We start from the raw sequence: 26203 nt of genomic DNA, 5'->3' as shown, positions 1-26203 counted from the left end.
CCGGCGGGTGGCCGGACACCCGGGTCCGGCACGCCCGGAGCAGGGTCAGAGCGAGGCGAGCTGCGCGGTGAGGTCGTCCAGGCCGAAGGCTCCCTGCGAGAGCGCCTTCATGTGCCACGCCTTGAGGTCGAACGCGGCCCCGTGCGCCTTCCTGGCCTGGTCGCGACCGCGTCGCCAGGCGCGCTCGCCCAGCTTGTAGCCGATGGCCTGGCCGGGCCAGCCCAGGTAGCGGACGATCTCGCTCTCCCGCATCTCGGCCGGGCTGCCGTTGTAGGCGGCGAAGAACTCGGTGGCCGGCTCCGGCGTCCAGCGCTCGCCGGGGCGGAACGGCGAGTCCGCCGGGATCAGCAGGCCGTTGTGCATGCCGATGTCGATGATGACGCGGATGGTGCGCAGCATCTGCTCGTCGAGGAAGCCGAGGCGGCGGCCCGGGTCGCCGAAGAAACCGAGCTCGTCCATGAGGCGCTCGGAGTAGAGGGCCCAGCCCTCGGTGTCGGCGCTGACGCTGCCGATGGTGCACTGGTAGCGGGAGAGCCTTCCGGCAGAGCGCATCCGCTGGGCGAGGTGCAGGTGGTGGCCGGGGACGCCCTCGTGGTACCAGGTGCTGACGAGCTGCCAGGTCGGGAACTCGGTGCGGTCCAGGGTCGGCAGCCAGGTCCGGCCGGGACGGGTGAAGTCCAGGCTGGGGCGGGTGTAGTAGGGCGCGGCCGCACTGCCGGCCGGGGCGATCATGGCCTCGACCCGGCGCAGCGGCCCGTCGAGGTCGAAGTGGGTGCCGTCGAGCGCCTCGATGGCCTCCTGCATCAGCTGCTGCAGCCAGTCACGGATGGCGTCGACCCCGCTGACGGAGTGTCCGTGCCGCTCCAGGTGCTCGATCGCCTCCAGCGGTACGGCCCCCGGCAGGACCCGGCCCGCCTCGGTCCGCATCTCGGCGTCGAGCCGGTGGAACTCGCTCCAGGCCCACTGGTAGGCCTCGTCCAGGTCGAGGTCGGCGCCGGTGTTGAAGCGGGCGGCGCGCCGGTAGAGCTCGCTCCCGGCGGTGTCGGACGCGCCCGCCGCGGCGGGTCCGTACTCGTCGCGGAGCCAGTCGCGGAAGACCGCGACGGCGGCGGTGGCCTGGCGGGCGGCGGCGTCGAGTTCGGGACGCTGCCGGTCCGGACCGCCGGCCACGAAGCCGGCGAACCAGCTGCGGCCGGCGTCCGGGCCCAGCCAGCCGGCCAGCTGCCCGAGCACGGTCTCCACCTGGCGCGGCCCGCTCAGCAGCCCACGGCGCACGCCCTCGGTCAGGGTGGCCCGGTAGCCCTCCAGCGCACCGGCGACGTTGCGGAGCCGTCCGGCGACCACCGACCAGTCGTTGTCGGTGGCGGTCGGCATGATGGTGAAGATCTCCCGGACCGGGTGCAGCGGGGAGGCGATGTTGCGGAGCGAACGGAAGTGGTCGCCCGCGTCGTGCACGGCGAGGCGGGCGGTGAGGCGCTCGCGGATCAGCCGGGCACAGGCCGCCTCTGCGGCATCAAACAAACCGGCATCAAACAAACCGGCATCAACCAAACCGGCATCAACCAAACCGGAGTCGAACAAACCGGCGTCGGTCAAAGCGCGGTCGGTCACAGCGGGGTCGTCCGAGACGGCGGCGGCGACGCGGGCCAGGGTGTCGCGGGCCAGCGCGGCATCGGCCGCGAAGCCCTCGGGCGACAGGTCGACGTGCCGGTCGTCGTCGAGGTTGACCCCGAGACCGGCGGCGACGCCCGGGTCGAGCGCCGCCAGCGCGTCGACGTAGGCGTCGGCGATACGGCGCGGAGTGTCGGTGCGGGCGACGCCGGGGGCGGCGGCCGGGGAGTCGGGTGCGTCGGAACTCGCTGCGTGATCAACCATGCGGCCCATCCTGGCGCACCCCGAACCGTGGTGGCAGTACGCCCCTGGTGGACCGGGACCGGGTGAGCGGATAGCAGGCGAGGCCGAGCAGGAAGGCGGTGAAGTGCCCGAGGTTGGTGAAGTCCCGGTAGCCGATCAGCAGTGCCAGGAAGAACGCGCCGGTGACGCCGAGGTAGTACCAGCGCACCGGGCGGGCGAAGAGCCAGGTCAGCACGCCGACGGAGCCGGAGAGGGCGTAGCTGACCCCGATGTCGATGGTGCGGGTGTCCCGGTGGGGCAGGGCGCCGGCCCGGATCAGCAGGTCGACCGTGCCCTCGCTGACGAAGGTCGCGCCGACATGGGCGATCACGATGACGACCAGCCAGCGCAGCGTGCCCAGCCAGCGCTCCGCCGGCACATGGAAGAGGTTGAACAGCACGAACCAGATCAGGAAGCTGGGCGTCTGGGTCCAGAACGCGCTGGTGATCAGGACCTTGACCGGATGGTGGCCCAGCTCGGCGAGGTTGGTGCTGTTGGTGCGGAGGAAGTACTTCCTGACCCTCGGTGACATGTGCACCAGGGCGAAGGTGTTCGCTCCCAGGATCAGCAGGTAGACGAACGTGCCGGGGGCGTCCAGCACATACGCCCAGACCCGGGCGACGACCCGGCGCGGCCTGGAGGGCGGGCGGTTGCCGGGCGGCGCTTCCGTCGTCATGCGGGCCATTGTGCTGGTTCTGCTGGATATGTCATAGCCGGGGTTCACCCGGTGCGGCAGTGCGGGTCAACCAGGCATTGACGGTGTTGCTGACATGGAGTCTCATAAGAGCAGAGCGCGCGGGCATCGCGACCACGGGAGGGCGGCCATGCAACCCAGAGCCGGAACGACACTGCTGACGGATCGTGAACGGGTGGCCGACCGGCTGCTGGAGGCCTCCGCCAAGCACTCCTACGACCCGGACACCGAGCTGGACTGGGACGCGCCACTGGAGCCCGGCAAGTGGTTCCTCCCCGAACGCATGGTCTCCCTCTACGGCACCCCGATCTGGGACCGGCTCTCCGAGGAGCGCCGGATCGAGCTGTCCCGGCACGAGTCGGCGAGCCTGGCCTCCGCGGGGTCTGGTTCGAGATCATCCTGATGCAACTGCTGGCGCGGCACATCTACGACCTCGACCCGCGCAGCAGCCATGTCACCTACGCGCTCACCGAGATGGCCGACGAGTGCCGGCACTCCCGGATGTTCGCCCGCATGGTGACCAAGCTGGGGACCCCGTACTACCGCCCCGGCGGTGTCACCCGCTTTCTCGGCCGGGTCCTGAAGACCACGGCGACCACCCCCGGCGCGTTCACGGCCACCCTGCTGGTCGAGGAGATCCTCGACCGCTTCCAGCGGCAGACCTTCCCGGACGAGACGGTCCAGCCGCTGATCCGGGGCATCACCCGGATCCACGTGGTCGAGGAGGCACGGCATGTGCGCTACGCCCGCGAGGAGTTGCGCCGGCAGATGGCCGAGTGCCCGGCCTGGGAACGGCAGTTGACCCGCACCGTGTCCGCGGAGGCCTCGGTCGTGGTGGCCCGCGCACTGATTCACCCGGGCGTGTACGCGGCGGTCGGACTGAAGGTGGAGGAGGCGCTGCGGCAGGCGCGGCAGAGCGAGCACCGCAGGGAGACCATGCAGTGGTCGGCGGAGAAGCTGACCTCCTTCCTGCAGGAGACCGGAGTGATCCACGGCCCGCTGGACCGGGCCGGCTGGCGCCGCTCCGGTCTTCTCCCGCGCTGACCGTCCGCTTACGCCGGATCCGCCCGGCCGCTCTGGTTAGGGTGGGCACATGGATCCTGCCGCGACCGCCGGGACTGAGCCCGCCACCGACAGCACCGCGGGGCACGGGCGGGCGCCCCGCGCCCGGCGGGGGCCCTACCGGCGGCTGCCGGTGGAACAGCGGCGGGAGCAGCTCATCGCCGTGGCACTGGAGCTCTTCAGCCGGCACGCTCCGGAGGAGGTCTCCCTGGACGACGTGGCCGTCGCCGCCGAGGCCTCCCGCCCCCTGGTCTACCGCTACTTCCCGGGCGGGAAGCAGCAGTTGTACGAGGCCGCGCTGCGCACCGCCGCCGACGAGCTGTCCGCGCGCTTCGTCGCGCCCGTGCACGGTACGCCGACCGAGCGCCTCGGACACGTCCTGGACCAGTACTTCGCCTTCGTCGACGACCATGCCGCCGGGTACGGGGCGCTGCTGCGCGGTGGCTCCGTGGCGGAGACGGAGCGCACCACCGCGATCGTGGACGACGTCCGCCGCGCGGCACACCTCAGCATCGTGGAGCAGTTGCTGGTCAAGGAGCCGGGGCCGCGGCTGACGCTGCTGGTCCGCTCCTGGATCTCCGTCGTCGAGACGGCCGCGCTGACCTGGCTGGACGACAGCCGGCGGGTGCACCCGGGCGCGGGCGTCGGCGCGGCGGCCGAACTGCGGGACTGGCTGGTGGACGAGTTCGTGGCGATGTTCGCGGTGACCGCGCTGCACGACGCGCAGGCGGCGCGGGTGCTGCGGAGCATGCTGACCGCCGCGGGGGCGCAGAGCGCGGGCGTGGATCTGGTCGCCCGGCTCGGCGGACTGCTGCGGGAAGCTACTCCCCAGTCACCGGCCTGACGGCCGGATACATCGGATCTATTCGCCCTTTTGGTTGAATCTCCAATGGACAGGGCGACGCTCCAACGGACGAGAACGGCGGCCCCGCGTCCATCGCGGAACCGCCGTTCGGGTCGCTGCCGGGGTCAGGCCTTGCCGAGCACCTGTCGCTGCCGGCCGAGCCCGTCGATCTCCAGCTCCATGACGTCGCCGGGCTGCAGGAAGGCATGGCCGCCCTTGCCCATGGCCACGCCGGCGGGGGTGCCGGTGTTGACCACGTCACCGGGCTCCAGCACCAGGAACTGGCTGAGGTACCAGATCACATGGTGCACGTCGAAGATCATGTCGGCGGTGCCGCCGTCCTGCCGCGACTCGCCGTTCACGCTGAGCCGCAGGCCCAGCCGCTGCACGTCGCCGACCTCGTCCGCGGTGACCAGCCAGGGCCCGAGCGGGTTGAAGGTCTCACAGGACTTGCCCTTGTCCCAGGTCCCGCCGCGCTCCAGCTGGAACTCGCGCTCGGAGACGTCGTTGCTGATCGCATACCCGGCGATCACCCCCGCGGCGTCGGCCGGGGAGTCCAGGTAGCGCGCGGTACGGCCGATCACCACGGCCAGTTCGACCTCGTAGTCGGTCTTGAGGCTGTTCCTCGGGACCAGCACCTCGTCGTCCGGGCCGACAACGGTGTTGCTCGCCTTCATGAAGACCACCGGCTCGGACGGGATGTCCGCACCCGTCTCGGCCGCGTGGTCGCGGTAGTTGAGGCCGATGCAGACGACCTTGCCGGGACGGGCCAGCGGCGCGCCGATGCGGCGTCCGGCCAGGTCCAGGACCGGCAGCTCACCCCGCTCCAGCAACGCGGTCAGCTCGCCCGTGCCCTCGTCGAGCAGTCGGGTGAGGAAGGCCCCGTCGATCTCGTCCGTGTAGCCGGAGAGGTCGTAGGCCGTCGTCTCGTCGCTGCCGAGCAGGGCGGGCCGTTCGGCACCCGCAGGACCTGTGCGCAGGAATCGCACCTGCCATCACCACCTTCGCGATCGGGACGGTCCGGTCGTCCACCGCCGCCAGGAGATCCGATGTATACCAATCCCCGGCGCGCCCCGTCCAGTACCGCCCAGCATCCGGACCCGTCCCCCGTGCCCGATCGCCTGACCCAAAGCACTACGCCGGGCGCTCCACCGGGCGCCGGTCCGGGCACTACGCCGGGGGCTGGTCCTCGACGGCCTGGACGGAGGCGCGCAGCCACTCCTCCACGCCCGCGATGTGCACCAGTGCGCAGGCGTGCGCCAGATCCCCGCGCCGTGCGCTGAGCGCGGCGACGATTCCCCGGTGCTCGGCCAGGGTCCTGGCCTGCGCACCGTCCTGGGTCAGTCCGCGCCACACCCGGGCGCGCACCGTCGGCGAGTTGAGCTGGGTCAGCAGCGCGGCGAGCACCTGGTTGCCGGCCGCCGCGACGATCATGCGATGGAACTGGAGGTCGTGCTCGACCAGTTGCTCCAACGTCTCGGCCGCCTCGGCCCGCTGCATCTCCAGCTCCAGCTCGGCCAGTTGCTCCGCGGTGATCCGCTCCGCCGCCCGGGCCGTCGCCGCGGGCTCCAGCAGCCGCCGTACCTCGAACACCTCCAGCAGCGAGGAGTTGTGGCGCAGCTCCACCATGAAGCCGACCGCCTCCAGCAGCCGCTCGGGCTCCAGGCTGGTCACGTAGGTGCCGTCGCCCTGCCGTACGTCCAGCACGTGGATCAGCGACAGCGCCCGCACCGCCTCGCGCAGCGAGTTGCGGGACAGGCCCAGCAGCGCGGCGAGGTCGGCCTCCTTGGGCAGCCGGTCACCCGGCTTCAACCGACCGTCGGCGATCATCTCCCGGATCCGGGCGATCGCCTCGTCCGTGACCGACACGCGGCCACCTCCCTCCACCCGAACCAGCCGCCACCGGAGCCGTCGAAGTCACCGAAGCCACCGGAGGCACCGCCCGGGAAATCCCCGGAACCGCCCGACACGGAGCGCCGAGCGCCCCAATTATGCGCGACCCGGCTGCTCCTGGTGCCCACGGTGCCGCTCCCACTCGTCCGCCAGGATCGACATCACCACCGCGTCGACCCACTCGCCCTCCCAGTACAGCGCGTCGCGCAGCACACCGTCGGCGACGAAGCCGGCCTTCTCGTAGACCCGGCGCGCCTGCGGGTTGAAGGCGTAGACCTGCAGCGATATCCGGTGCAGGCCGAGTTTCTCGAAACCGTAGCCGCAGATCAGCCGGGTCGCCTCGGTGCCCAGACCCCGGCCCTGGGCGGAGCCGGCCAGGGCGATCCGAAAGTTGCAGGACTCGTTGTGCCGGTCCCACTCGTTCAGCGCGGCCTCGCCGACGCAGGCTCCGGTCGCCCGCTCCAGCACCGCCATGTCGAGCCGGTCGGGCTGGCCGATCCGGGTGGCGTACCAGGCCCGCAGCCGGGCGTCGTCCGGGGCCGCGCTGGTGCTGCCGGTGAGCCGGGCCACCTCCCGGTCCGCCAGCATCGGCCGCAGCGCGGGCAGGTCGGCTGCGGTGACCGGGCGCAGGGTCACCAGCTCGCCGTCGAGGGTGGGCTTGGTGAGGAAGTCCGGCCGGGGCAGGGGCTGTCGCTGATCGTTCACGCCCCTACCCTGCCCCGTCCCACGCTTCACAAGCGCGGTCAGTGGTCGAGGCAGTCAGTGGTCGAGGCGGTCAGTGCGTGACGCGGTCAGTGCCTGAGTACGCGCCGTTCACCCGCCGGGACGGCGAAGGGGAGGGTGTTGCCCGGCGGCGGGAACGGGCAGACGAAGTGGTCCGCGAAGGCGCAGGGCGGCAGGTGGGCGCGGTTCAGGTCGAGCAGCGTCGTCCCCTCCGGGTCCGGCGCCGGCAGCTCGACGAAGCGGAACGGGAAGGAATCGGCACCGCTGGACGCGTCCGCGACGACCGCGCTCAGGGTCCCGTCCTCGGCCAGGCTGACCCGCAGCGCCGACTCCCCCGCCGCGCCGGGCGCGGTGAACGCCACCGTCCCGGCCAGGGCCAGCCCGCGCTCGCGACCGTCCGCGTGGCCGACCCCGACAGTCCTGGCCCGCGGGTAGGGGGTGAACCGCGCGGGCAGCACCCAGGCGGGGTGATACGGGTGGGTGTCGATGCCGGCGAAGGAGGCACGGGTGGGCGAGGCGGGGTCGTAGCTGCGTACCGCGTAATCGCCCTCACGCAGGATCAGCACCAGCAGCCGGCCGCCGTGGGTGATCAGCGACGGCTCGGGCGCGGTGTCCGGCGTGAGCCGGACCGACCCGTCCAGCGCGACGTGGTCGACCTCCAGCCCGTCGTGCCGCCGCGCGGTGAGCACCACGCCGCCGCCCTGCGGCTCCCAGCGGCCCGGCACCCCGGGGACCCCCTCGCGCAGATCGGCCAGCCAGTGTGTCCCGGTCAGGGCCAGCGGCCCGTGCGGGGCCCGGGCCTCCACCACGCGGGCGTCACGCCAGTGCTTCCACTCGTCCAGGCTGCTGCTCAACTGCGGTACCTCCGGTACGGGAAGGGAGCGGCGCTGACGGATTCGCGCGCTACGCCGAAGGTCTCATGCCCAGTACCGGCGCCGGGCATGGCTCCGTTGCCCGGCACCGGTCCGGTGCGGCAGCATCGTCGGCATGATCAAGGGTGTGATGTTCGACTTCTCCGGCACGCTGTTCCGCATCGAGTCGGTCGAGGAGTGGTTCGCCACCCTCGGCTCGGCCCTCGACGCGCTGACCCCGGCCGAGCACGCCGAGTGCGCCCGCCGGCTCACCGAGTACGGGGCGCTGCCCGGCGGTCCGCCGCCGCTGGCCGCGCCGCCCGGCTGGTACGAGCGCGACGTGGACGCGGCCCGCCATCGCGCCGCGTACACCGCGCAGACCAGGGCGGCGCTGCTGCCGGCGCTCGGGCCGGAGCGCACCGAGGCCTGGGCCACCGAGCTCTACCAGCGCCATATGTCCCCCACCGCCTGGCAGCCCTACCCCGACGCCGAGGCGGTGCTCAAGGAACTGCGCCGCAACGCCGTCCCGGTCGCCGTGGTCAGCAACATCGGCTGGGACCTGCGCCCGGTCTTCGTCAAGCACGGGCTGGACGCGTATGTCGACGCCTATGTGCTCTCCTTCGAGCTGGAGATCCAGAAGCCCGACCCGCGGATCTTCCGGACCGCCTGCGAGCTGCTCGGCCACGCGCCCGCGGAGGTGCTGATGGTCGGCGACGACCTGCCCGCCGACGGCGGCGCGGTCGCCCTCGGCTGCGCGTTCCACCAGGTCGACCCGGTGCCGGTGGACCAGCGCCCGGATGGCCTGACCGCGGCCCTGAGGCGGGTGCTGGAGAGCTAGGGCCTTGCCCGGCCGGGCTCCTGCCCTGCTGCTGCCCGGCGGGCGGTGCTCGCTGTCAACCTGCCCGCCGGGCAGTGGAATGATGGCCACCGAGGACAGCGGCGTCCGGCAGTGAAGCCGGGCCGCGCCGCACGACCGGAGGTGTGAGGACCATGGCCAGGCAGGCACCCGCAGACGATCCCGCGCAGGACGCCCCCCAGGTGGCCGCGCCCAAGCACGCCGCCGCCGGGCTGCCCGCGCTGCTCCACACGACGAAGATCGCCACCGCGCAGATGGGAGCGGCCCGTTCGGTCCGCACCCTGACAAAGCTCAACCAGCCGGACGGTTTCGACTGCCCCGGCTGCGCCTGGCCCGAGCCGGAGCACACCCACACCGCCGAGTTCTGCGAGAACGGTGCCAAGGCGGTCGCCGAGGAGGCCACGCTGCGGCGGGTGGGACCGGAGTTCTTCGCCGAGCACTCCCTCGCCGACCTGAACGGCCGCTCCGGCTACTGGCTCGGTCAGCAGGGCCGGCTCACCACGCCCATGCTGCTGGAACAGGGGGCCACCCACTACACCCCGATCAGCTGGGACGCGGCGCTGGACCTGGTCGCCGACGAGCTCAGGGCACTGCCCAGCCCGAACGCCGCCGCCTTCTACACCTCCGGGCGCACCAGCAACGAGGCCGCGTTCGCCTACCAGCTCTTCGCCCGGCAGCTGGGCACCAACAACCTGCCGGACTGCTCCAACATGTGCCACGAGTCCTCGGGCTCGGCGCTGACCGAGACCATCGGCATCGGCAAGGGCAGCGTCCACCTCAAGGACCTCTACCAGGCCGACCTGATCATCGTCGCCGGGCAGAACCCCGGCACCAACCACCCGCGGATGCTGTCCGCGCTGGAGCGGGCCAAGCGCGCGGGCGCGAGGATCGTCAGCGTCAACCCGCTGCCCGAGGCCGGGCTGGAGCGGTTCAAGAACCCGCAGCACGCCCGGGGCCTGGTCGCCAACGGCACCAAGCTCACCGACCTGTTCCTGCAGATCCGCCTCGGCGGCGACCTGGCCCTGTTCCGCGCGCTGAACCTGCTGCTGCTGGAGGCCGAGGAGAAGGCCCCCGGGACGGTCCTCGACCGCGCGTTCATCGACGAACACTGCCACGGCTACCAGGAGTGGGCCGCCGACGCGCGGAACACCGACTGGGACGCCGTTCGGGAGGCCACCGGTCTGCCCGAGGCGCAGATCCGCGAGCTGGCCGAGCTGGCCCTCGGCTCCGAGAAGATCATCGTCTGCTGGGCGATGGGCCTGACCCAGCACAAGCACTCCGTGCCGACCATCCGCGAGGTCGTCAACTTCCTGCTGCTGCGCGGCAATGTGGGAAAGCCGGGCGCCGGCGTCTGCCCGGTGCGCGGCCACAGCAACGTCCAGGGCGACCGCACCATGGGCATCTTCGAGCGGCCCGGCGCCGCCTTCCTGGACGCGCTGGGCAAGGAGTTCCGCTTCGAACCCCCGCGTGAGCACGGCCACGACGTGGTCGACACCATCCGTGCCATGCGCGACGGCGCCGTCTCGGTCTTCTTCGCCATGGGCGGCAACTTCGTGGCTGCCTCGCCGGACACCGAGGTCACCGAGGAGGCGATGCGCCGCTGCCGGCTCACCGTCCACGTCTCGACCAAGCTCAACCGCTCGCACGTGGTCACCGGCGCGCGGGCGCTGATCCTGCCGACGCTCGGCCGCACCGACCGCGACCTGCAGGCCAGCGGCCCGCAGCAGGTCACCGTCGAGGACTCGATGGGCATGGTGCACGCCTCACGAGGCGCGCTGAAGCCGCCGGCCGACGACCTGCTGTCGGAGACCGCGATCGTCTGCGGCCTGGCCCGGCGCACCCTCGGCGCGAGGAACACCGTGCCGTGGGAGGAGTTCGCCGCCGACTACGGCACCCTCCGCGAGCGGATCGCCCGGGTCGTCCCCGGTTTCGAGAACTACAACGAGAAGATCAAGCAGCCCGGCGGCTTCGCGCTGCCGCACGGCCCGCGCGACCGCAGGGCCTTCCCCACCGCGACCGGCAAGGCCAACTTCACCGTCAACCCGTTGACCGCACCGGAGGTCCCGGCCGGCCGCCTGCTGCTGCAGACGCTGCGCTCGCACGACCAGTACAACACCACGGTCTACGGCCTGGACGACCGCTACCGGGGCATCACCGACGGGCGCCGGGTGGTGCTGCTGCATCCGGACGACGCGGCCGAGCACCGGCTCGCCGACGGCGCGTACGTCGACCTGGTCTCCGAGTGGGCCGACGGCGTCGAACGGCGCGCGCCGCACTTCCGGGTGGTCCACTACCCGACCGCCCGGGGCTGCGCCGCCGCGTACTACCCGGAGACCAACGTGCTGGTCCCGCTGGACAGCACGGCCGACACCAGCAACACCCCGACCTCGAAGTCCGTGGTCGTCCGCATCGAACCGGACTCCGGCCCCGTCGCCTGACCGCCCGTGCCGACCGGCCGCCCCGCCGACGCATCCCGCGTCAGCACGACGACCGGTCGGCACGCTGCTGCTCCGGCACGGTGCTGCTCAGCACCGCTTCGGCGCATCGCCGCTTCGGCTCAGGGCGTGGCCGAGGGGGACGGGGTGGACGGCACGGACGGGGTGGACGGGCCCGCCACGGCCGCGCTCGGCGAGGCCGAGGGGGTGGTCGTCGGCGACGGCGTCTGGCTCGGGACGGTGGTGCTGGGGGTGGGTGTCGGCGTCGGGGTCGGCGTCGGCTTGGTGGACGGGGTCCCGGTCGGCTTCGGGGTCGGCCGCGTGGTCGGCGGAACCACCGGCGGGGTCAGCACCGGCGGCGTCACCGGCGGGGCGATGGGCTGCGGGCCCTGCGCTCCGGTCGGGATCGTCGGGGCCGTGTACGCGCCCAGCGACGGGCTGGACGGGTCCGGCCGGACCGCCCCGAGGATCGGGTTCTGCGCGATCGGCGCGACGTCCACGAACGCGCCGGGGCGCGGCGCCTGGATCACCAGGCCATCACCGATGTAGATCGCGACATGGCTGGCACCGGCGAAGTAGATGATCAGATCACCCGGGCGCAGCGCGCTCAGCGGGACATGGGTCAGCTGCGCCCACTGCTCCTCACTGGTGCGGGGGATCGGGACCCCGGCGTGCAGCCAGGCCTGCGAGGTGAGTCCGGAGCAGTCGAAGACGTCAGGACCGGCGCCGCCCCAGACATAGGGCTTGCCGAGCTGCTGGAAGGCGAAGGACACCGCAGCCGCCCCGGCCGCCGACGGCTTCGTGCCGTCCTTGCCGAGGATCCCGGAGGCGAGGAAGGCCAGCTGTGCGGCGTCGGCCTCCTTCTGCTCCAGCAGCGACAGCTCCTGCTGCTGGGCGCCGGTGAGCGTGGACACCTGCTGCTCCACCGACTGCAGCTGCTTGTTGATCGCGTCCCGGGCGACGGCCTGGGCCGCCAGCAGCTGGGCGGCGTGCCCCCGGGCGACGGCGGCGGCGCTCTGCGCCTGGGTCAGGTTCACCCGGTCCGTCTTGAGCTGGTCGAGGAACTCGGCCTGGGACTTGCCGACCATCGCCAGCAGTTCCTCCGCGTGCAGCGCGGCCTGGGGGTCGTTGGCGAAGAGCAGCTCGCCCAGCTGCGAGTTGCCGCCGTTGCGGTACTCGGCGGCCGCGAGCTGACCGGCCACCACGTTGCCGGCCTCCACGCCGGCCTGCGCGTTGTCGACCAGGACCTGCAGCTCCGCCTCGTCGGTCTGGGCCTGCTGCAGCTGCTCGGCCAGGGCGTCGTACTTCTGCGTGGCGGCCTCGGCCAGCTGGTAGGTGGCGTGCAGCTGGTTCAGCACCGGCAGCAGGACCTGCTCGGCCGAGGTGAGCGACTGGGCGGTGGTGGGGATCGTGGTGCCGGTCACCGGGGTGGCCGCTCCGGCCGCGAGCGCCGGTCCCGCCATCGGCAGCACCGCCAGCGAGGCGGCGGCGAGCGCAATGCCGCAGCGCAGCACCCCGCGCAGCCATGGCCGGGTGGCGCTCAGCGCCGTCCGCTTACCGCTGCTGTCCCCTGAGCCCCACACCGCTGTCCCCATCCCGTCACACTCCCCACCCTGACCCACCGGGGTGATCCTTCCACGGACTACCCCGGGCGCGGCAGGGGGCCTGACGGATTCTCATCCCGAACTCAGCCAAGCACTCCACGGTGAATGTGACACAGCTCTCACGGGAACCCGAGCTGAACGGGAGCGCCCCAGCGTGGACCCGGGCGATCCATCAGCAGCTGTTCCGATTTGTTAGCATTGCGCAGCTCCGGCAACCACAGATCGATGGTGAGTTCACCTTCCGTTCACTCAACATCCCTACGGTCGGCCACGACGATTCCGCTGAGACGATTGTTTGGTTAATGGAACACATCTCGTTCCTGGTGACTGTCGTGATCATCACGGCCCTCGCCTTCGACTTCACCAACGGCTTCCATGACACCGCCAATTCGATGGCCACCTCCATCGCCACCGGAGCTCTGCGTCCCAAGGTCGCCGTCGCGATCTCCGGAATGCTGAACCTGGCGGGCGCGTTCCTCTCGGTCCAGGTCGCCAAGACGATCTCCAGCGGCATCATCGACGAGAAGTCGGGCCTCAAGCCCGAGGTGGTCTTCGCCGCGCTCATCGGCGCGATCCTGTGGAACCTGGTCACCTGGCTGCGCGGGATCCCGTCCAGTTCCTCGCACGCCCTCTACGGCGGGCTGATCGGCGCGACCCTGGTCGCGGTCGGGACGCACGGCGTGCACTTCGACGTCGTGGTCACCAAGATCCTGATCCCGGCCGTGGCCTCGCCGTTCGTGGCCGGCATCGCCGCCTGGGGTGCGACCAGACTGGCCTACCGGATCACCCGGAACAGCAGCGAGGCCGCCACCGGCAAGGGCTTCAAGGCCGGACAGATCGCCTCGGCCTCGCTGGTCTCGCTGGCCCACGGCACCAACGACGCGCAGAAGACCATGGGCATCATCACGCTCACCCTGGTCACCGCCGGCGTGGTCGCCCCGGGCTCCAACCCGCCGATGTGGGTCATCGTCAGCTCCGGTCTGGCCATCGCGCTCGGCACCTACGTGGGCGGCTGGCGGATCATCCGCACGATGGGCACCGGCATCGCCGACATCGCGGCCCCGCAGGGCTTCACCGCGCAGACCGCCGCGGCGACCGTCATCCTCACCTCCTCGCACATGGGCTTCGGCCTCTCCACCACCCAGGTCTGCTCCGGCGGCATCATGGGCGCGGGCAAGGGCCGGACCGGCGGGGCCGTGCACTGGTCCACCGCACGCCGGATGGCCTACGCCTGGGGCCTCACCCTCCCGGCCGCCGCCGTCATGGCGGGTCTGGGCGCGCTGCTCACCGGCCAGGGCACCTGGGGCGTGGTCGCGCTGGCGCTGATCGGCGCGGGCGCCTCGGCCTGGATCTACCTGATCTCGCGCCGTCGCACCATCGACCACACCAACGTGGTCGCAGACACCACCGCCGAGGATGCCCTCGCCCCACTGACGCCGGTTCCGGCGGCCACCACCACCGTCGCGGCCTGACCCGCGTCTCCAGGAGCAGACCATGACCATCAACTGGGCCGCACTCGGCAACACCTTCGGCGTCAGCCTGCTGATCACCCTCGGCGTGGTAGCCGCGTTCGCCCTCGGCATCTCCGCGCTGTCGCGCCGCGAGGCGCTCGCCGGGGGTCCGCGTGGCGCGGTCGCGCTCAGCACCGCCGTGCTCTGCTTCGGCGCCTGCGCCGCCGCGGTGGGCTACGGCCTCTACCTGCTCAGCTGACAGGCCGTCCGACCCGTCGGCCGGTCGGCGGGTGGACCGGCCGTTACGGCAGCGCCGGGCGCCCGCCGCGCGGGCGGATGCTGGTCACCACCAACGACACCACCACCCCGACCACCGCCCAGCCCGCCAGCACCAGCAGCGGCCCGGTCATCGCCGTCCCGTCGAAGTAGGCGATGGACCGCGCCGCACTGGTCCCCGCGCCGTTCGGCAGCCAGGGGCCGATCACCCGCCAGAACGGCGGCATCAGCGGCGGCGGGAAGACACCACCCGCGCTCGGGTTCCCCAGCACCACGAAGAGCAGCACCGCGAGACCGATGCCGACCACGTCGAACAGGCACTCCAGGGCCATGGTGACCGCGCCCACGCCGAAGACGACCAGCGTGCCGACGCCCCAGAGCGCCCAGACGTTCCCTGGCAGCGCGTGCAGGATCGGGACGACGATCAGCGTGCCGCCGATCCCGGCGGCGACGGAGTACAGCGCCAGCGTGCCCAGCCGGATCACCGCCCGCTTGCGGTTGGCCGGGCGGGCACCGGCGCTGATCCCCAGGATGGACGCGACCAGGTAGCCGCCGACGCACCAGCCGACCGCGAGGTAGAAGGAGGTCAGGCCCTCGGCGTCGCCCGGGTCCAGCGGGACCACGTCCTCCACGACCACGGTGCGGCCCTGACTCCGCTCGACGCCGGTGATGATCTGCTGCATCGCCGTCGACAGGGCCGGGCCGGAGGCGCTCGCGACCAGCATGGTGTCCCGGGTACCGGCCGGCTCGATCAGCAGCGCCGCGTAGACCTTCTGATCCCTGATCTGCTGCCGTGCCGCCGCCTCGTCGGTCACCGCCCGGGCGTCGAGCACCTGCTTCGGCAGCGCGTTGAGCTGGCCCACCACCTGGTCGCTGGCCTCCGGGGGCGCCACCACGGCCAGCGCGGCCCGGTGCGGGTACGGGTGATGCAGCGCCCCGACGTAGGAGACGATGAAGCCGAGCTGCAGCAGCAGGACGCCGACCACCAGCAGCGCCGCGCGTAGCGTCACCGCGTCCCTGAGTTCGGCGGCGAAGCCGCGCCCGCCCGCTCCGCCAATCCCACTGGCCATGGTGACCGACCGTCCGTTCGCGCCTTGGCAGCAAATCAGACAATTCATACCATCGCCGACAGTGCACACCATCGCCCCACGCCGCGCCCCGGCCTCCGCTTCCGTCAGGCGGAGCAGGCCGGGCAGGCCAGGGGCAGCAGAGCAGGCGGAGCAGGCGGAGCAGGCGGAGCAGGCGGAGCAGGCCGGGCAGGGCAGGCCAGGGCAGGTCCGCTCAGGCGGACTGCGCGGCAAGCCGGCCCGGGTCGGCCAGGATGCGACGGACCGTCACCAGGGCGGCTCCGAGCAGCGGTCCGCGTCGCCCCAGCGCGGACACGACCAACCCCTCCGGCTCCCACGGGCGGACCGTCACCCGAGCCGCGAGCTCGCGGCGTATCGCGGGCAGCAGCCACTCGCCCAGCTCGGCATAGGCGCCGCCGAGCACCACCGACTCCGGGTCGACCAGGTTCACCGCACCGGCCAGCGCCGTGCCCAGCGCACCGCCCGCCTGTTCCAGCGCGGCCAGCACGGGCTCCGCGCCCCCGGACGCCCGGTCGGCCAGCAGTGCGACCCAGTCCCCCGGTCCTGCCCCGGGCGCGTCGGACGGCCCGACCGGCATCCCCGCCGCCGCGAGCACGGCCTGCTCCCCCGCGTACTGCTCCAGGCAGCCGCGCGCGCCGCAGGCGCAAGCCTTTCCGTCCGGGTGCACCGGGACATGGCCCAGCTCACCGGCGAATCCCCGCGCGCCCCGGAACAGGCCGCCGTCGACCACCAGCGCCGCGCCGATCCCGGCCTCCGCCGAGACATGGACGAAGTCGGCCGGGCCCGCGCCCTGCCACAGCTCGGCCAGCGCACCGAGGTTGGCCTCGTTCTCCGCACCGAGCGGCACCCCGAGCAGATCCCGCGGCAGCGCCACATCGCGCCAGCCGAGGTTGGCCGCGTGCACCACCCGTCCTGACGCCGCGTCGACCAGGCCCGGTACCGCCAGCACCGCCCCCACCGGCCGCAGACCGGCCGCGCCCGCCTCCGCCAGCACGCCCTTCGCCAGCGCCGTGAGCTCGGCCAGAGCCTCGGCCGCCGGCCGGCCCCGGTTCACCACGGCCACCCGGGCCTGCGCGCGGACCGCGCCGCCCAGGTCGACCACGCAGGCGGCCAGGTGCTCGACTCCGATCTCCAGGCCCAGCCCTGCCGGGCCCTGCGAGCTCAGCACCAGGGCGTTCCCGGGACGGCCGACCCGACCGTTCGGGGCCGGGCCCAGCTCGACGACCAGCCCCGCGGCGGCCAGTTCCACCACCAGGCTGGACACCGCCGCCCTGGTCAGCCCGATCCGGGCGGCGACGTCGGCGCGGGACAGCGGCCCGTGCTCCGCCACCGAGCCCAGGACCAGGGCCAGGTTCTGCCGGCGCATCCCCTGCTGGGACGCGGGGCCTCGGTCGGTGCTCGGCACAGTCGGACCTCGTGCTCTGGGTGTCGGTAACCCCCGGGGGGCGCCCCGGTGGTGGAGACCGACCGGCAACGAGTGCGGCGGTTGGTCTCACTGCTCGAACATTCTCCCGGATCTCCGCAGGGTCTCCGCGATGCGCTCCAGCGCCGCCTCGTCCCGGGGCAGCGGTTCCAGCAGCGGGCCGTGTGCCGTGCCCCAGCGGCGCGCGACCTCGTCCGCGCGCTCCCCGGTCAGCAGCGCCGCCGCCTGAGCCGCCGCGCCCAGGGCCACCAGCTCACCGGCCTCCGGTATCCGCACCGGCCGTCCGGAGAGCCGGCGGACCGTGTCCTGCCAGGCCCGGCCCCTGGCCCCGCCGCCGATCAGCAGCAGCTCGCCCCGGCCTCCGGCCGACACGTCGCCCCCCGGCCGTCCCCCGGCCCCCGCCTCCTCGGCGAGCGCTGCTCCGGCCCCTGCTGCTCCGGCCCCCGTCTCGCCATCCGCCGCTTCGCCGCCCGCCGTCAGCACCTGGTCCAGTGCGGCGAGCAGCGAGTACGCGGCCCCGTCGTAGGCGGCCTGGAGCACCTGGCCCCGCGTGGTGTCGTGGCGCAGACCGTGCACCAGCCCGGAGGCACGGGGCAGGTCCGGGGTCCGCTCGCCGTCGAGGTACGGCAGCACGACGCAGTCGCCGCCGCCCTCCACCGCCTCCCGGCCCAGGCCCAGCAGCAGCGCGAACCGGTCCACGGCCAGCGTGCAGTTGAGGGTGCAGGCGAGCGGCAGCCACTGGTCCAGGGCGTCCGCGAAGCCGCAGACGGTGCCGCCGGGGTCGCCCGGGCGTCCCCGGGTCACCGCGTAGACCGTGCCCGAGGTGCCCAGACTCAGCACCGGCACGCCGGCCCGCAGGCCGAGGCCCAGCGCCGCCGCCATGTTGTCGCCGGTCCCGGCCGCGACCAGGGCGCCCGCCCGCAGCGGGGACCCGGGCAGCACCTCGCCGACGGGCTTTCCGGGCTCCGCCACCACCGGCAGCATGCCCTGGTCCAGGCCCAGCCGCTGGAGCAGCTCGCGGTCGTAGCCCTGCGGGGTCCACCAGCCGGTGCCCGAGGCGTCGCCCCGGTCGGTCACCGCCGCCCCGGTCAGACGTTCCGTCAGGTAGTCGTGCGGCAGCCGCACCGCCGCGGTGCGCCGGGCCGCCTCCGGCTCGGTCTCGCGGAGCCACTGCCACTTGGCCGCGGTGAACGAGGCCCCCGGTACGCTCCCGGCGCGCCGGGCCCACACCTCCCGGCCCCGCTCGGCGACCAGCGCCGCCGCCTGCGGGGCGGAGCGCACATCGTTCCAGAGCAGCGCCGGACGCACCGGGGCGCCCGCCGCGTCCAGGGTGACCAGGCCGTGCTGCTGGCCGGCCACCGAGACGGCGGCGATCCGGTCCGCCCAGCCGGTGAGCGCGGCGGCCTCGCCCAGCGCCCGCCACCAGTCGCGCGGGTCGCTCTCCCGTCCCGGCCCGCCGCTGACGGTGTGCGCGGCACGCCCCTCGCCGAGCACCGCGCCGCTGGCCACGTCCACGGCCAGTGCCTTGGTGGACTGGGTGGAGCTGTCGACACCCATCACGACCTGCATGAACGCCTCCTCCCTCGCCCAGGGCTTCCCCTGCCGGGCGACTGCGACTAATTTGAGCCGGGTAATTTGTTTTCTGCGATGACTAATATCCTACGGGACTGACACCGACCCCGGGAGCCCTGCCATGTCGAACCACACGCCGTCGAACCACACGCCGTCGAACCACACGCCGTCGAACCACACGCCGTCGAACCACACGCCGTCGAACCACACGCCGGCCGACCTCACGCCCACCCCCGACGACCGCTTCACCTTCGGCCTCTGGACCGTCGGCTGGCAAGGCCGCGACCCCTTCGGCGACGCCACCCGCCCGGCCCTCGACCCGGTGGAGTCGGTGCACCGACTCGCCGGACTCGGCGCCTACGGCGTCACCTTCCACGACGACGACCTGATCCCCTTCGGCTCCTCGGACACCGACCGGGACCACTGCGTCAAGCGCTTCCGCCAGGCCCTGGACGCCACCGGCATGCGCGTCCCCATGGCCACCACCAACCTCTTCACCCACCCGGTCTTCAAGGACGGCGCCTTCACCGCCAACGACCGGGACGTCCGCCGCTACGCGCTGCGCAAGACGATCCGCAACATCGACCTCGCGGTCGAACTCGGCGCCGGCACGTACGTCGCCTGGGGCGGACGCGAGGGCGCGGAGTCCGGTGCCGCCAAGGACGTCCGGGATGCCCTGTCCCGGCTCAAGGAGGCCTTCGATTTTCTCGGTGACTATGTGGTAACACAGGGCTACGACATCCGGTTCGCCATCGAGCCCAAGCCCAACGAGCCGCGCGGCGACATCCTGCTGCCGACCATCGGCCACGCACTGGCGTTCATCGACTCGCTGGAGCACGCCGACCGGGTCGGGCTGAACCCGGAGGTCGGCCACGAGCAGATGGCCGGGCTCAACTTCCCGCACGGCATCGCCCAGGCGCTCTGGCACGGCAAGCTGTTCCACATCGACCTGAACGGCCAGTCCGGCATCAAGTTCGACCAGGACCTGCGCTTCGGCGCGGGCGACCTGCGGCAGGCCTTCTGGCTGGTCGACCTGCTGGAGTCGGCCGGGTACACGGGCCCGCGCCACTTCGACTTCAAGCCGGCCCGTACCGAGGACGCCGACGGCGTCTGGGCGGCGGCGGCCGGCAACATGCGCAACTACCTGGCTCTCAAGGCCAAGGCCGCGGCCTTCCGGGCCGACCCCGCGGTGCAGGCCGCGCTGCGCGCCTCCCGGCTGCACGAGCTGGCCCGGCCCACGCTCGGCCCCGGCGAGACCCCGGCCGACCTGATCGCCGACCGCTCCGCGTTCGAGGACTTCGACGTGGACGCCGCGGGGGCCCGCGGCATGGCCTTCGAACAGCTGGACCAGCTGGCCATGGACCACCTCCTCGGCATCTGACGCAGCGCCACACCCCACCACCCCGCCACCGCCGTTCCGCCACCGGGCTGTCCCGACACGCGGCCGTTCCGGCCGAACCGCAGCCAGCTCCGTCGGCCCGCCCCTCGGCGACGCACGGCCCGCGCACGGAAGCGCCCTTCGCGCGGGCCGGGGCGGCTCAGTGGAAGCGCGGGGGGCGGCGTTCGAGGAAGGCCGCGAGACCCTCGACCACGTCCGGGGAGGTACGCGAGGCCCGCTCCCAGGCGGCGGCCACCGCCCGGGGGCCGGCAGCAGCCCCGGGGTCGGCCGCGGCCTGCGCGTCGGCAGCCGCCTGCGCGTCGGCGGCGGCGATCACCGCCTTCACCGCGCCCTGGGTCTGCGCGGAGCGCGTCGCCAGGACCCCGGCGAACTCCAGCGCGCGCTGCTCGACGTCCTCGGCCACCTCCTCGACCAGGCCGAAGGCCAGCGCCCGGTCGGCCGGCACCAGCTCGCCGGAGAACAGCAGGTACTTCGCCCGGGCCGGGCCCACCAGCCGCGCCAGCCGCATGGTCGGCACCGCCGGATAGACGATGCCGAGCTTCGCGGGGGTGATTCCCAGGCGCGCGTCCGGAGCCGCGAAGCGCAGGTCGCAGGCGACCGCGAGCTGGCAGCCGCCACCCACGCAGGCGCCCCTGACCACCGCGACCGTCGGGTACGGGAACGCCGCCAGCGCCTCCTCCGCAGCGACGTTGACGGCGTGGTAGGAGTCCGCACTCGCGGCGTCCCGGTAGACCTCGCGGAGCTCGGCGATGTCCGCACCGGCGCTGAAGGTCCCGTCCGCGCCGGTCACCAGCAGCACCCGGACGGTCGGTTCCTCGCCCAGTCGGCGCAGCAGCCCCGGCAGAGCCGCCCACATCGCGAGGGTGAGTGCGTTGCGCCGCTCGGGCCGGTCCAGGGTGAGCACCGCGATCCCGTCCTCACCCAGCGTCAGCCGCAGACCGGGCTCCCCGTACGGCAGTTCCTTGCGCCCTCGCAGCACCGCTCCACCTCTCGCCCGTCGCTGACCGTCCGCCACTGTACGGTCCACACCCGCGGGTTCACCGCGCGGGAGCCGACCGGCGGTCCTAGAGTCAGTTCGGTGACCCCCTTCGACCGTCGCGGCCTGCTGCGGCTGGCGGCCATCGGCGCCGCCGGCTCGCTCGCCTCGGCCTGCTCTGACAGCCCCGCGCCGCCGGGCCCGAACACCGGAGCCGCTGCCGCCACCGGTCGGGTGGCGACGCCTCCGGCGGCGACACCGAGCCCGAGCCGGACACCGGCCGCGAGCACCGGCAGCGGCCCGGCCGGCGCCGACGCGGTGCCCCCGCTCGTGGCCGGGCTCCCCTTCGAGATCAGCAGCGGTCCGCACGGCAGGCCGCAGGTGGCGCTCACCTTCCACGGCCAGGGGGATCCCGCGATCGCGACCGCGCTGCTGGCCGAGGCCGAACGCGCCGGCGCCCGGATCACCGTGATGGCCGTGGGCAGTTGGCTGGACCAGCAGCCCGCGATGGCGCGCCGGATCCTGGACGGCGGGCACGAGCTGGGCAACCACACCCAGAACCACGGCGCGATCTCCACCATGACCGCCGACCAGGCCTACGCCGAGATCACCGGCTGCGCCGCCCGGCTCAAGCAGCTGACCGGGGGCATCGGCCGCTGGTTCCGCCCCTCCCAGGCGCAGGACTGCACCGCCGTCGTCGCCGCGCAGGCCCGCCGCGCGGGCTACGCGCACTGCCTCGGCTACAACCTCGACTCGCTCGACTACACCGATCCCGGCGCGACCGCGGTCACCGACACGGTGCTGTCGGCGGTCGCCCCGGGCTCGGTGGTGAGCCTGCACTTCGGCCACGCCGGCACGGTCTCGGCGCTGCCCGGAATCCTCGACGGCCTGCACCGGCGCGGACTGCGCGCGGTCACAACCTCGGAGCTGCTCAGCTGATGTCCGCGTCCCGTGCGTCCCGTACCCTGTCGCGCCGCCGTCTGATCCCGCTGTCCGCGCTGGCCGCCCTCAGCGCGGCCGGCCTGCTGCTCGCCTCGGCCTGCGGTTCGCCCGGCACCGCCAACCACGCCAGGACGGGCGCTCCGGCGGTGGCCGCCGGAGCGCCCGGCAGCCCGTCCGTCGGTCCGCCGGCCACGCCGGTGAGCGCGGACGGCTACCTCCCGGGGATGCCGCCGCCGCTCTCGCCCACCGACGTGTACGCGGCCGACCGCCCGAACCAGTTCTCGCCGGTGGTCCGGGGCATGCCCGCACGGGTCTACGTGCCGAACACCCTCTCGGACACCGTCAGCGTGATCGACCCGGCCAGCTACAAGGTGATCGAGACGCTCCAGGTCGGCCACCAGCCGCAGCACGTGGTCCCCTCCTGGGACCTGAAGACGCTCTGGGTCAACAACGACCTCGGCAACAGCCTCACCCCGATCGACCCGGCCACCGGCAGGCAGGGCACCCCGGTCGCGGTGCACGACCCGTACAACCTCTACTTCACCCCGGACGGCAAGTACGCGATCGTGATGGCCTCCGCCGACCAGGCCCTGGTGTTCCGGGACGCCCACACCATGCAGGTGGTGAAGTCGGTACCAGCCCAGTGCGAAGGGGTGAACCACGCGGACTTCTCGCCGGACGGCAGGTACTTCATCGTCTCCTGCGAGTTCTCCGGCGACCTGCTGAAGGTCGACACCGCGAAGATGCAGATCATCGCCCGCCAGAAGATCCCCTTCGCCGGCTCCATGCCGCAGGACGTCAAGATCTCCCCGGACGGGAAGGTCTGGTACGTCGCGGACATGATGGCGAACGGCGTCTGGGAGCTGAACGGCGACACCTTCTCCACGCCGACCCTGCTGAAGACGGGCGCGGGCGCGCACGGTCTCTACGTCAGCCGGGATTCGAAGTACCTCTACATCTCCAACCGGGGCGAGGGATCCGTATCGGTGCTGGACTTCGCCACCGGCGCGCTGGTGCACAAGTGGCAGATCCCCGGCGGCGGCAGCCCGGACATGGGCGGGGTCTCCGCCGACGGCACCGTGCTGTGGCTCTCCGGCCGCTACAACTCCGAGGTGTACGCGCTCTCCACCAGGGACGGCCACCTCATCGCCCGGATCCCGGTCGGCGCCGGCCCGCACGGCCTCTGCGTCTACCCGCAGCCCGGCCGCTACTCCCTGGGCCACACCGGCATCTTCCGGTGACGGCCGGCCAACCACCTCAGGATCGCGGTGCCCTGCTAGATCAGCCGCGTGAGCGACGAGCCCGTTACGCAGGGACCCAGCGACTTGCGCGTCTGTCCAGTTCATCCCCCACCGGAGGTGATTTGCCAGCGGGCTCGACTCTTGATGATCTTCCAGTTCTCCATGCCAGATGATCTATAAGCAGCCATGTTCGTGGCCATACCTGTCCCGCCCAACCCCCACTCTTGACCAACTCGTCGATCTGGCGCCGCGGGAAGCGGAGCTGGGTGGCGACGCCGATCGACAGGAAGCCGGCGCTGCGACGAGAGGCCGACCCGGCGCCAGATGGGCGTGCGCGGCGCGCGGCGCCCTCCAGGGGGCCCGGAGGCTGAACACATACACGACGCTGTCAGTCGGCAGCGACGGCAATCTGGCCACCGACTATGCCGAGACACCCACGGCATGGACGGCGTCTGGACCGCGTGGAGATCGTCGTCAGCTTCGCCCGCCAGCCCCACCAATCTCAACCATGCCGAGCATCTGCACTGGCTAGTGAGAACCAGCTCCACTGGGTCGCGGTGGGATCTGCCACGAAGACCTCTCCCAGCTCAGGGCCGTACCGCTCCTCAAACTCTGGCCCACTTTCGCGACCTGGGGATCGGCGCTTTCCAACTGGGCGGGGCGCGCCAACATCACCCACGGCTGGCACGACCCCTTCCAGCACGATGGACCCGCCCTTCAGTGATGACCAGCCAGTTGCCAAACGGGACAGCCCCAGGACGCAACGCACCTGACCCCGCACCCCACGTCTTCTCTTACGCTTCACCCCACTGTTCGTAGGCACCCCTTCACCTGGCCGAACCCGGCGCATCACCTCATACGCCATACGCGTCATGCGTCGAGCGCCGACCGTAACACCCCCTCAGGGTCGCATTATCACACTCCCGACCATTGGTCAGGTACATGTCTATATTTGACTGTGATGATCCACACGCCGCCGCCACCTGGCCCAGCGCAGCCATCTCAATCAAAGTAAGTAGGCGACCTTCCTGGCCGTCAATTGACAAGCAGGACAAGAGAGATGAGAAATTTCATGCGCGTTCGACGCAGTTTTGGGGTAACAGCTGGCGCACTCGCCCTCGTCTTGATAGCTGCGCCCGCGGCCATGGCAGGCGGCAACTGGTCCTACGGCGAATCGCGGACGGTTCTGTCGAACGGTGCCCTCTACACCAGCATTGAGCCGAACAACGACGGGACTGGCTACTGGCACCTGAACGATTGGTACGACAAGACCGGTGGTGGCACGATCTCACTCGAGTTCGGGTTCAACTACCACGGCTACTCATACGGCAGTCACTGGCAATCCGAAAGCGCCGGTGGATCTAACAGTCAAGAGTTCTACAGTCTCGGCTTCACGGACTGTGATGACGTCGTGGGCTGGATGGCCGTAGCGGGACAGAGCACGTTCTATAACGCGCCTGTGACCACCTGCTGACCTCCAGCGATTGCTGCTCGGGGCTTCGAGTTTCGAAGCCCCGAGCTCCATTTTCGGCCTCTCATCCACGATCAGGAACTCCGGTCCCCATGCTCAGCGCGATCTTCAACTCAAACCCCTTGCTTCTCTGGTCCGGGCTCGCACTCGTGTTGATCTCCGCAATCCCGACGGTCTTCCTGGCGCGGCATCGCCAACTCCCGCTACCGCTATGCCTGTGTCTCTCCAGTTCGATAGCCGTGGAACTAGTCGCCACCCTGTATCCCGTGCACCTGAGCGCCCCCGCGCCGATGATCTGCTCTGTCCAGGAGGACCTCGTCGGTGCGATCCTGGCCACCCAGGGTCTGATGAACGTCGCTCTCTACCTGCCGGTGGGCCTTTTCGCCACGCTTCTTACACGACGCCCCGCTGCGGTCTGGGCGGCTGCCACTTTGCTCTCAGCAACAACTGAGGTGACCCAAGCCCTCACTCCTGGCATCGGCCGCAGCTGCGACTCAGGTGATCTGGTGACGAACTCTCTTGGAGCTGCCTTCGGTTGCATCTTGGCAGTACTGTTCAGTCTGCTGATCAGGCCCCGCCGCCCCGGCTTCTGGTCGATGCATGTCGGCCGACGCCAGCTGCGCCTCAGTGCGATCTTCCTGACCGCCGGTGGCGCCGCACTGCTGGCTGTAGCCCTCCCTACGCTCACCTTCGTTGTCTCAACCGTTGGGGACGACATGCTTCCAGCGTCGGCCCAGACCGCAGCAGCGGCACGCGCTGCCCACGATTTCTACGGTGCCTCGGTCTCGCCTACGCACATCCAGTACGTTCCGGGTTCGTTCGGCCAACCCGGAGTCGTTGACGTCGCAACGCCCTCTGGCAATCTCACACTTGCGTGGCCCTCGGGAGACGTCACTTCCGGCCTCGTCAGCTCACTGTTCAAACCGGACAAGCAGTTCCCAGGGATTTCGAACACGGAAGCCCTCACCGCAGCGACCTCCTTCGCCCGCCTGCATTTCCCTTGGGGACTGCACGACAGCTTCACACGGGTGGAAGCAGGACCGCCCAACACCGGATCAAAGGTCATCGAGTGGCGCTCCACGGTGGACGGGGTCCTCATGCCCATGCGGCTCGACATCATTGTCGAAGCCAATGGCAAGGTCAGCTCTTTCGCAGCGACGGACGTGCCACCGCCTGTGCTCCCCAAGGTCAAGGTCACCATGGCGCAGGCCACCGCAGTAGCACTCGCTCGGGCACCGGGGGACACAGTCGTCGGCAGCGTATTGCTCGCTCAGCAGGCGAGTGACGGCTCCTGGCACGCCAGGTGGCTGTTGGCCCTCGGATCCGCTGCACCGGTAGCCGGCAGGGCTGCACCTCCTGCAAAGGAGATGGAGATCGATGCTGTGACCGGCAGCATCGTCACCCCGGCCACTCCGCGTTAGCCTCGATCGTTGATGAGTCCTCGTCGGTTCGCTGAAGGGGACTCTGGGCTGATGGGTTGGTTTCTCGCCGTCGGCAGGATGAGGGCGC

General features: G+C 71.9%; 21 protein-coding genes and 1 pseudogene. 11 read left to right on the top strand and 11 right to left on the bottom strand.

Going from position 1 to position 26203, the window contains the following annotated elements; translation table 11 throughout:
• Positions 1 to 45: 45 nt before the first annotated feature.
• Both ABH925_RS08220 and ABH925_RS08215 read right to left on the bottom strand, forming a co-directional pair.
• Positions 46 to 1875, bottom strand: a complete 1830-nt coding sequence (locus ABH925_RS08220) for a DUF885 domain-containing protein (protein ID WP_370146471.1) — start codon at positions 1873 to 1875, stop codon at positions 46 to 48.
• A complete protein-coding gene (locus ABH925_RS08215; protein WP_370146470.1) occupies positions 1868 to 2569 on the bottom strand; it encodes a rhomboid-like protein in 702 nt (233 codons plus the stop codon). Before ABH925_RS08215 ends, ABH925_RS08220 begins: the two co-directional genes overlap by 8 nt.
• 148 nt (positions 2570 to 2717) lie before the next feature.
• Here ABH925_RS08215 and ABH925_RS08210 point away from each other — a divergent pair.
• Together ABH925_RS08210 and ABH925_RS08205 are read left to right on the top strand one after the other, a co-directional pair.
• A pseudogene (locus ABH925_RS08210) lies at positions 2718 to 3631 on the top strand (diiron oxygenase).
• Between the two features lie 49 nt (positions 3632 to 3680).
• Positions 3681 to 4493: a TetR/AcrR family transcriptional regulator gene (locus tag ABH925_RS08205; RefSeq protein ID WP_370146468.1), complete on the top strand. Its 813-nt coding sequence runs from the start codon at positions 3681 to 3683 to the stop codon at positions 4491 to 4493.
• 125 nt (positions 4494 to 4618) lie between these two features.
• Here ABH925_RS08205 and ABH925_RS08200 read toward each other — a convergent pair whose 3' ends face one another.
• The 4 genes from ABH925_RS08200 to ABH925_RS08185 all read right to left on the bottom strand — a co-directional run bounded on the left by ABH925_RS08200 (position 4619) and on the right by ABH925_RS08185 (position 7963).
• Positions 4619 to 5482 carry a fumarylacetoacetate hydrolase family protein gene (locus tag ABH925_RS08200; RefSeq protein WP_370146467.1) on the bottom strand — a complete coding sequence of 288 codons (864 nt, stop codon included), beginning with the start codon at positions 5480 to 5482 and terminating at the stop codon, positions 4619 to 4621.
• A 181-nt stretch (positions 5483 to 5663) separates the two neighbouring features.
• Positions 5664 to 6362: a FadR/GntR family transcriptional regulator gene (locus tag ABH925_RS08195; RefSeq protein ID WP_370146466.1), complete on the bottom strand. Its 699-nt coding sequence runs from the start codon at positions 6360 to 6362 to the stop codon at positions 5664 to 5666.
• A 120-nt stretch (positions 6363 to 6482) separates the two neighbouring features.
• Positions 6483 to 7091, bottom strand: coding sequence for a GNAT family N-acetyltransferase (locus tag ABH925_RS08190; RefSeq protein ID WP_370146465.1), 609 nt, complete (start codon positions 7089 to 7091; stop codon positions 6483 to 6485).
• Between the two features lie 86 nt (positions 7092 to 7177).
• Positions 7178 to 7963 carry a DUF1684 domain-containing protein gene (locus tag ABH925_RS08185; RefSeq protein WP_370146463.1) on the bottom strand — a complete coding sequence of 262 codons (786 nt, stop codon included), beginning with the start codon at positions 7961 to 7963 and terminating at the stop codon, positions 7178 to 7180.
• A gap of 133 nt (positions 7964 to 8096) precedes the next feature.
• Here ABH925_RS08185 and ABH925_RS08180 point away from each other — a divergent pair, with 133 nt between their 5' ends.
• Positions 8097 to 8798 (top strand): HAD family hydrolase, encoded by a 702-nt coding sequence (locus tag ABH925_RS08180; protein ID WP_370146462.1) that lies wholly within the window; start codon positions 8097 to 8099, stop codon positions 8796 to 8798.
• A 152-nt stretch (positions 8799 to 8950) separates the two neighbouring features.
• Positions 8951 to 11254 (top strand): FdhF/YdeP family oxidoreductase, encoded by a 2304-nt coding sequence (locus ABH925_RS08175; RefSeq protein WP_370146460.1) that lies wholly within the window; start codon positions 8951 to 8953, stop codon positions 11252 to 11254.
• A 119-nt stretch (positions 11255 to 11373) separates the two neighbouring features.
• Here ABH925_RS08175 and ABH925_RS08170 read toward each other — a convergent pair whose 3' ends face one another.
• Complete coding sequence (locus ABH925_RS08170) at positions 11374 to 12846, bottom strand: NlpC/P60 family protein (protein WP_370146458.1); 1473 nt, start codon at positions 12844 to 12846, stop codon at positions 11374 to 11376.
• 311 nt (positions 12847 to 13157) lie between these two features.
• On the opposite strand from ABH925_RS08170, the gene ABH925_RS08165 reads away from it, so the two are divergent.
• Complete coding sequence (locus ABH925_RS08165) at positions 13158 to 14327, top strand: anion permease (protein WP_370146456.1); 1170 nt, start codon at positions 13158 to 13160, stop codon at positions 14325 to 14327.
• 22 nt (positions 14328 to 14349) lie between these two features.
• The gene (locus tag ABH925_RS08160; RefSeq protein WP_370146455.1) at positions 14350 to 14565 is read left to right on the top strand and encodes a hypothetical protein; all 216 of its coding nucleotides are present in this window, start codon (positions 14350 to 14352) and stop codon (positions 14563 to 14565) included.
• A gap of 43 nt (positions 14566 to 14608) precedes the next feature.
• Here the strand turns inward: ABH925_RS08160 and ABH925_RS08155 are convergent, their stop codons facing one another.
• The 3 genes from ABH925_RS08155 to ABH925_RS08145 form a co-directional block, all read right to left on the bottom strand.
• A complete protein-coding gene (locus ABH925_RS08155; RefSeq protein ID WP_370146454.1) occupies positions 14609 to 15652 on the bottom strand; it encodes an ABC transporter permease in 1044 nt (347 codons plus the stop codon).
• A gap of 211 nt (positions 15653 to 15863) precedes the next feature.
• Positions 15864 to 17036, bottom strand: a complete 1173-nt coding sequence (locus ABH925_RS08150; RefSeq protein WP_370146805.1) for an ROK family protein — start codon at positions 17034 to 17036, stop codon at positions 15864 to 15866.
• Positions 17037 to 17162: 126 nt separating this feature from the next.
• A complete protein-coding gene (locus ABH925_RS08145; protein ID WP_370146453.1) occupies positions 17163 to 18662 on the bottom strand; it encodes an FGGY family carbohydrate kinase in 1500 nt (499 codons plus the stop codon).
• A gap of 124 nt (positions 18663 to 18786) precedes the next feature.
• On the opposite strand from ABH925_RS08145, the gene xylA reads away from it, so the two are divergent.
• Positions 18787 to 20046 (top strand): xylose isomerase, encoded by a 1260-nt coding sequence (xylA, locus tag ABH925_RS08140; RefSeq protein ID WP_370146451.1) that lies wholly within the window; start codon positions 18787 to 18789, stop codon positions 20044 to 20046.
• Positions 20047 to 20203: 157 nt separating this feature from the next.
• Here the strand turns inward: xylA and ABH925_RS08135 are convergent, their stop codons facing one another.
• Entirely contained in the window at positions 20204 to 21043 is an 840-nt protein-coding gene (locus ABH925_RS08135; RefSeq protein WP_370146449.1) for an enoyl-CoA hydratase/isomerase family protein, read from the bottom strand.
• 99 nt (positions 21044 to 21142) lie between these two features.
• On the opposite strand from ABH925_RS08135, the gene ABH925_RS08130 reads away from it, so the two are divergent.
• The 4 genes from ABH925_RS08130 to ABH925_RS08115 all read left to right on the top strand — a co-directional run bounded on the left by ABH925_RS08130 (position 21143) and on the right by ABH925_RS08115 (position 26115).
• Positions 21143 to 21979: a polysaccharide deacetylase family protein gene (locus tag ABH925_RS08130; protein WP_370146448.1), complete on the top strand. Its 837-nt coding sequence runs from the start codon at positions 21143 to 21145 to the stop codon at positions 21977 to 21979.
• The gene (locus ABH925_RS08125; RefSeq protein WP_370146444.1) at positions 21979 to 23223 is read left to right on the top strand and encodes a hypothetical protein; all 1245 of its coding nucleotides are present in this window, start codon (positions 21979 to 21981) and stop codon (positions 23221 to 23223) included. The genes ABH925_RS08130 and ABH925_RS08125 overlap by 1 nt, the downstream gene beginning before the upstream one ends.
• A 1060-nt stretch (positions 23224 to 24283) precedes the next feature.
• Entirely contained in the window at positions 24284 to 24697 is a 414-nt protein-coding gene (locus ABH925_RS08120; protein ID WP_370146443.1) for a hypothetical protein, read from the top strand.
• Positions 24698 to 24786: 89 nt separating this feature from the next.
• Positions 24787 to 26115, top strand: coding sequence for a VanZ family protein (locus ABH925_RS08115; RefSeq protein WP_370146442.1), 1329 nt, complete (start codon positions 24787 to 24789; stop codon positions 26113 to 26115).
• Positions 26116 to 26203: the final 88 nt, after the last annotated feature.

This window comes from Streptacidiphilus sp. EB129 (assembly GCF_041262645.1).
Classification (GTDB): Bacteria; Actinomycetota; Actinomycetes; order Streptomycetales; family Streptomycetaceae; genus Streptacidiphilus.
This window is presented reverse-complemented; position numbering and strand designations above follow the sequence as displayed.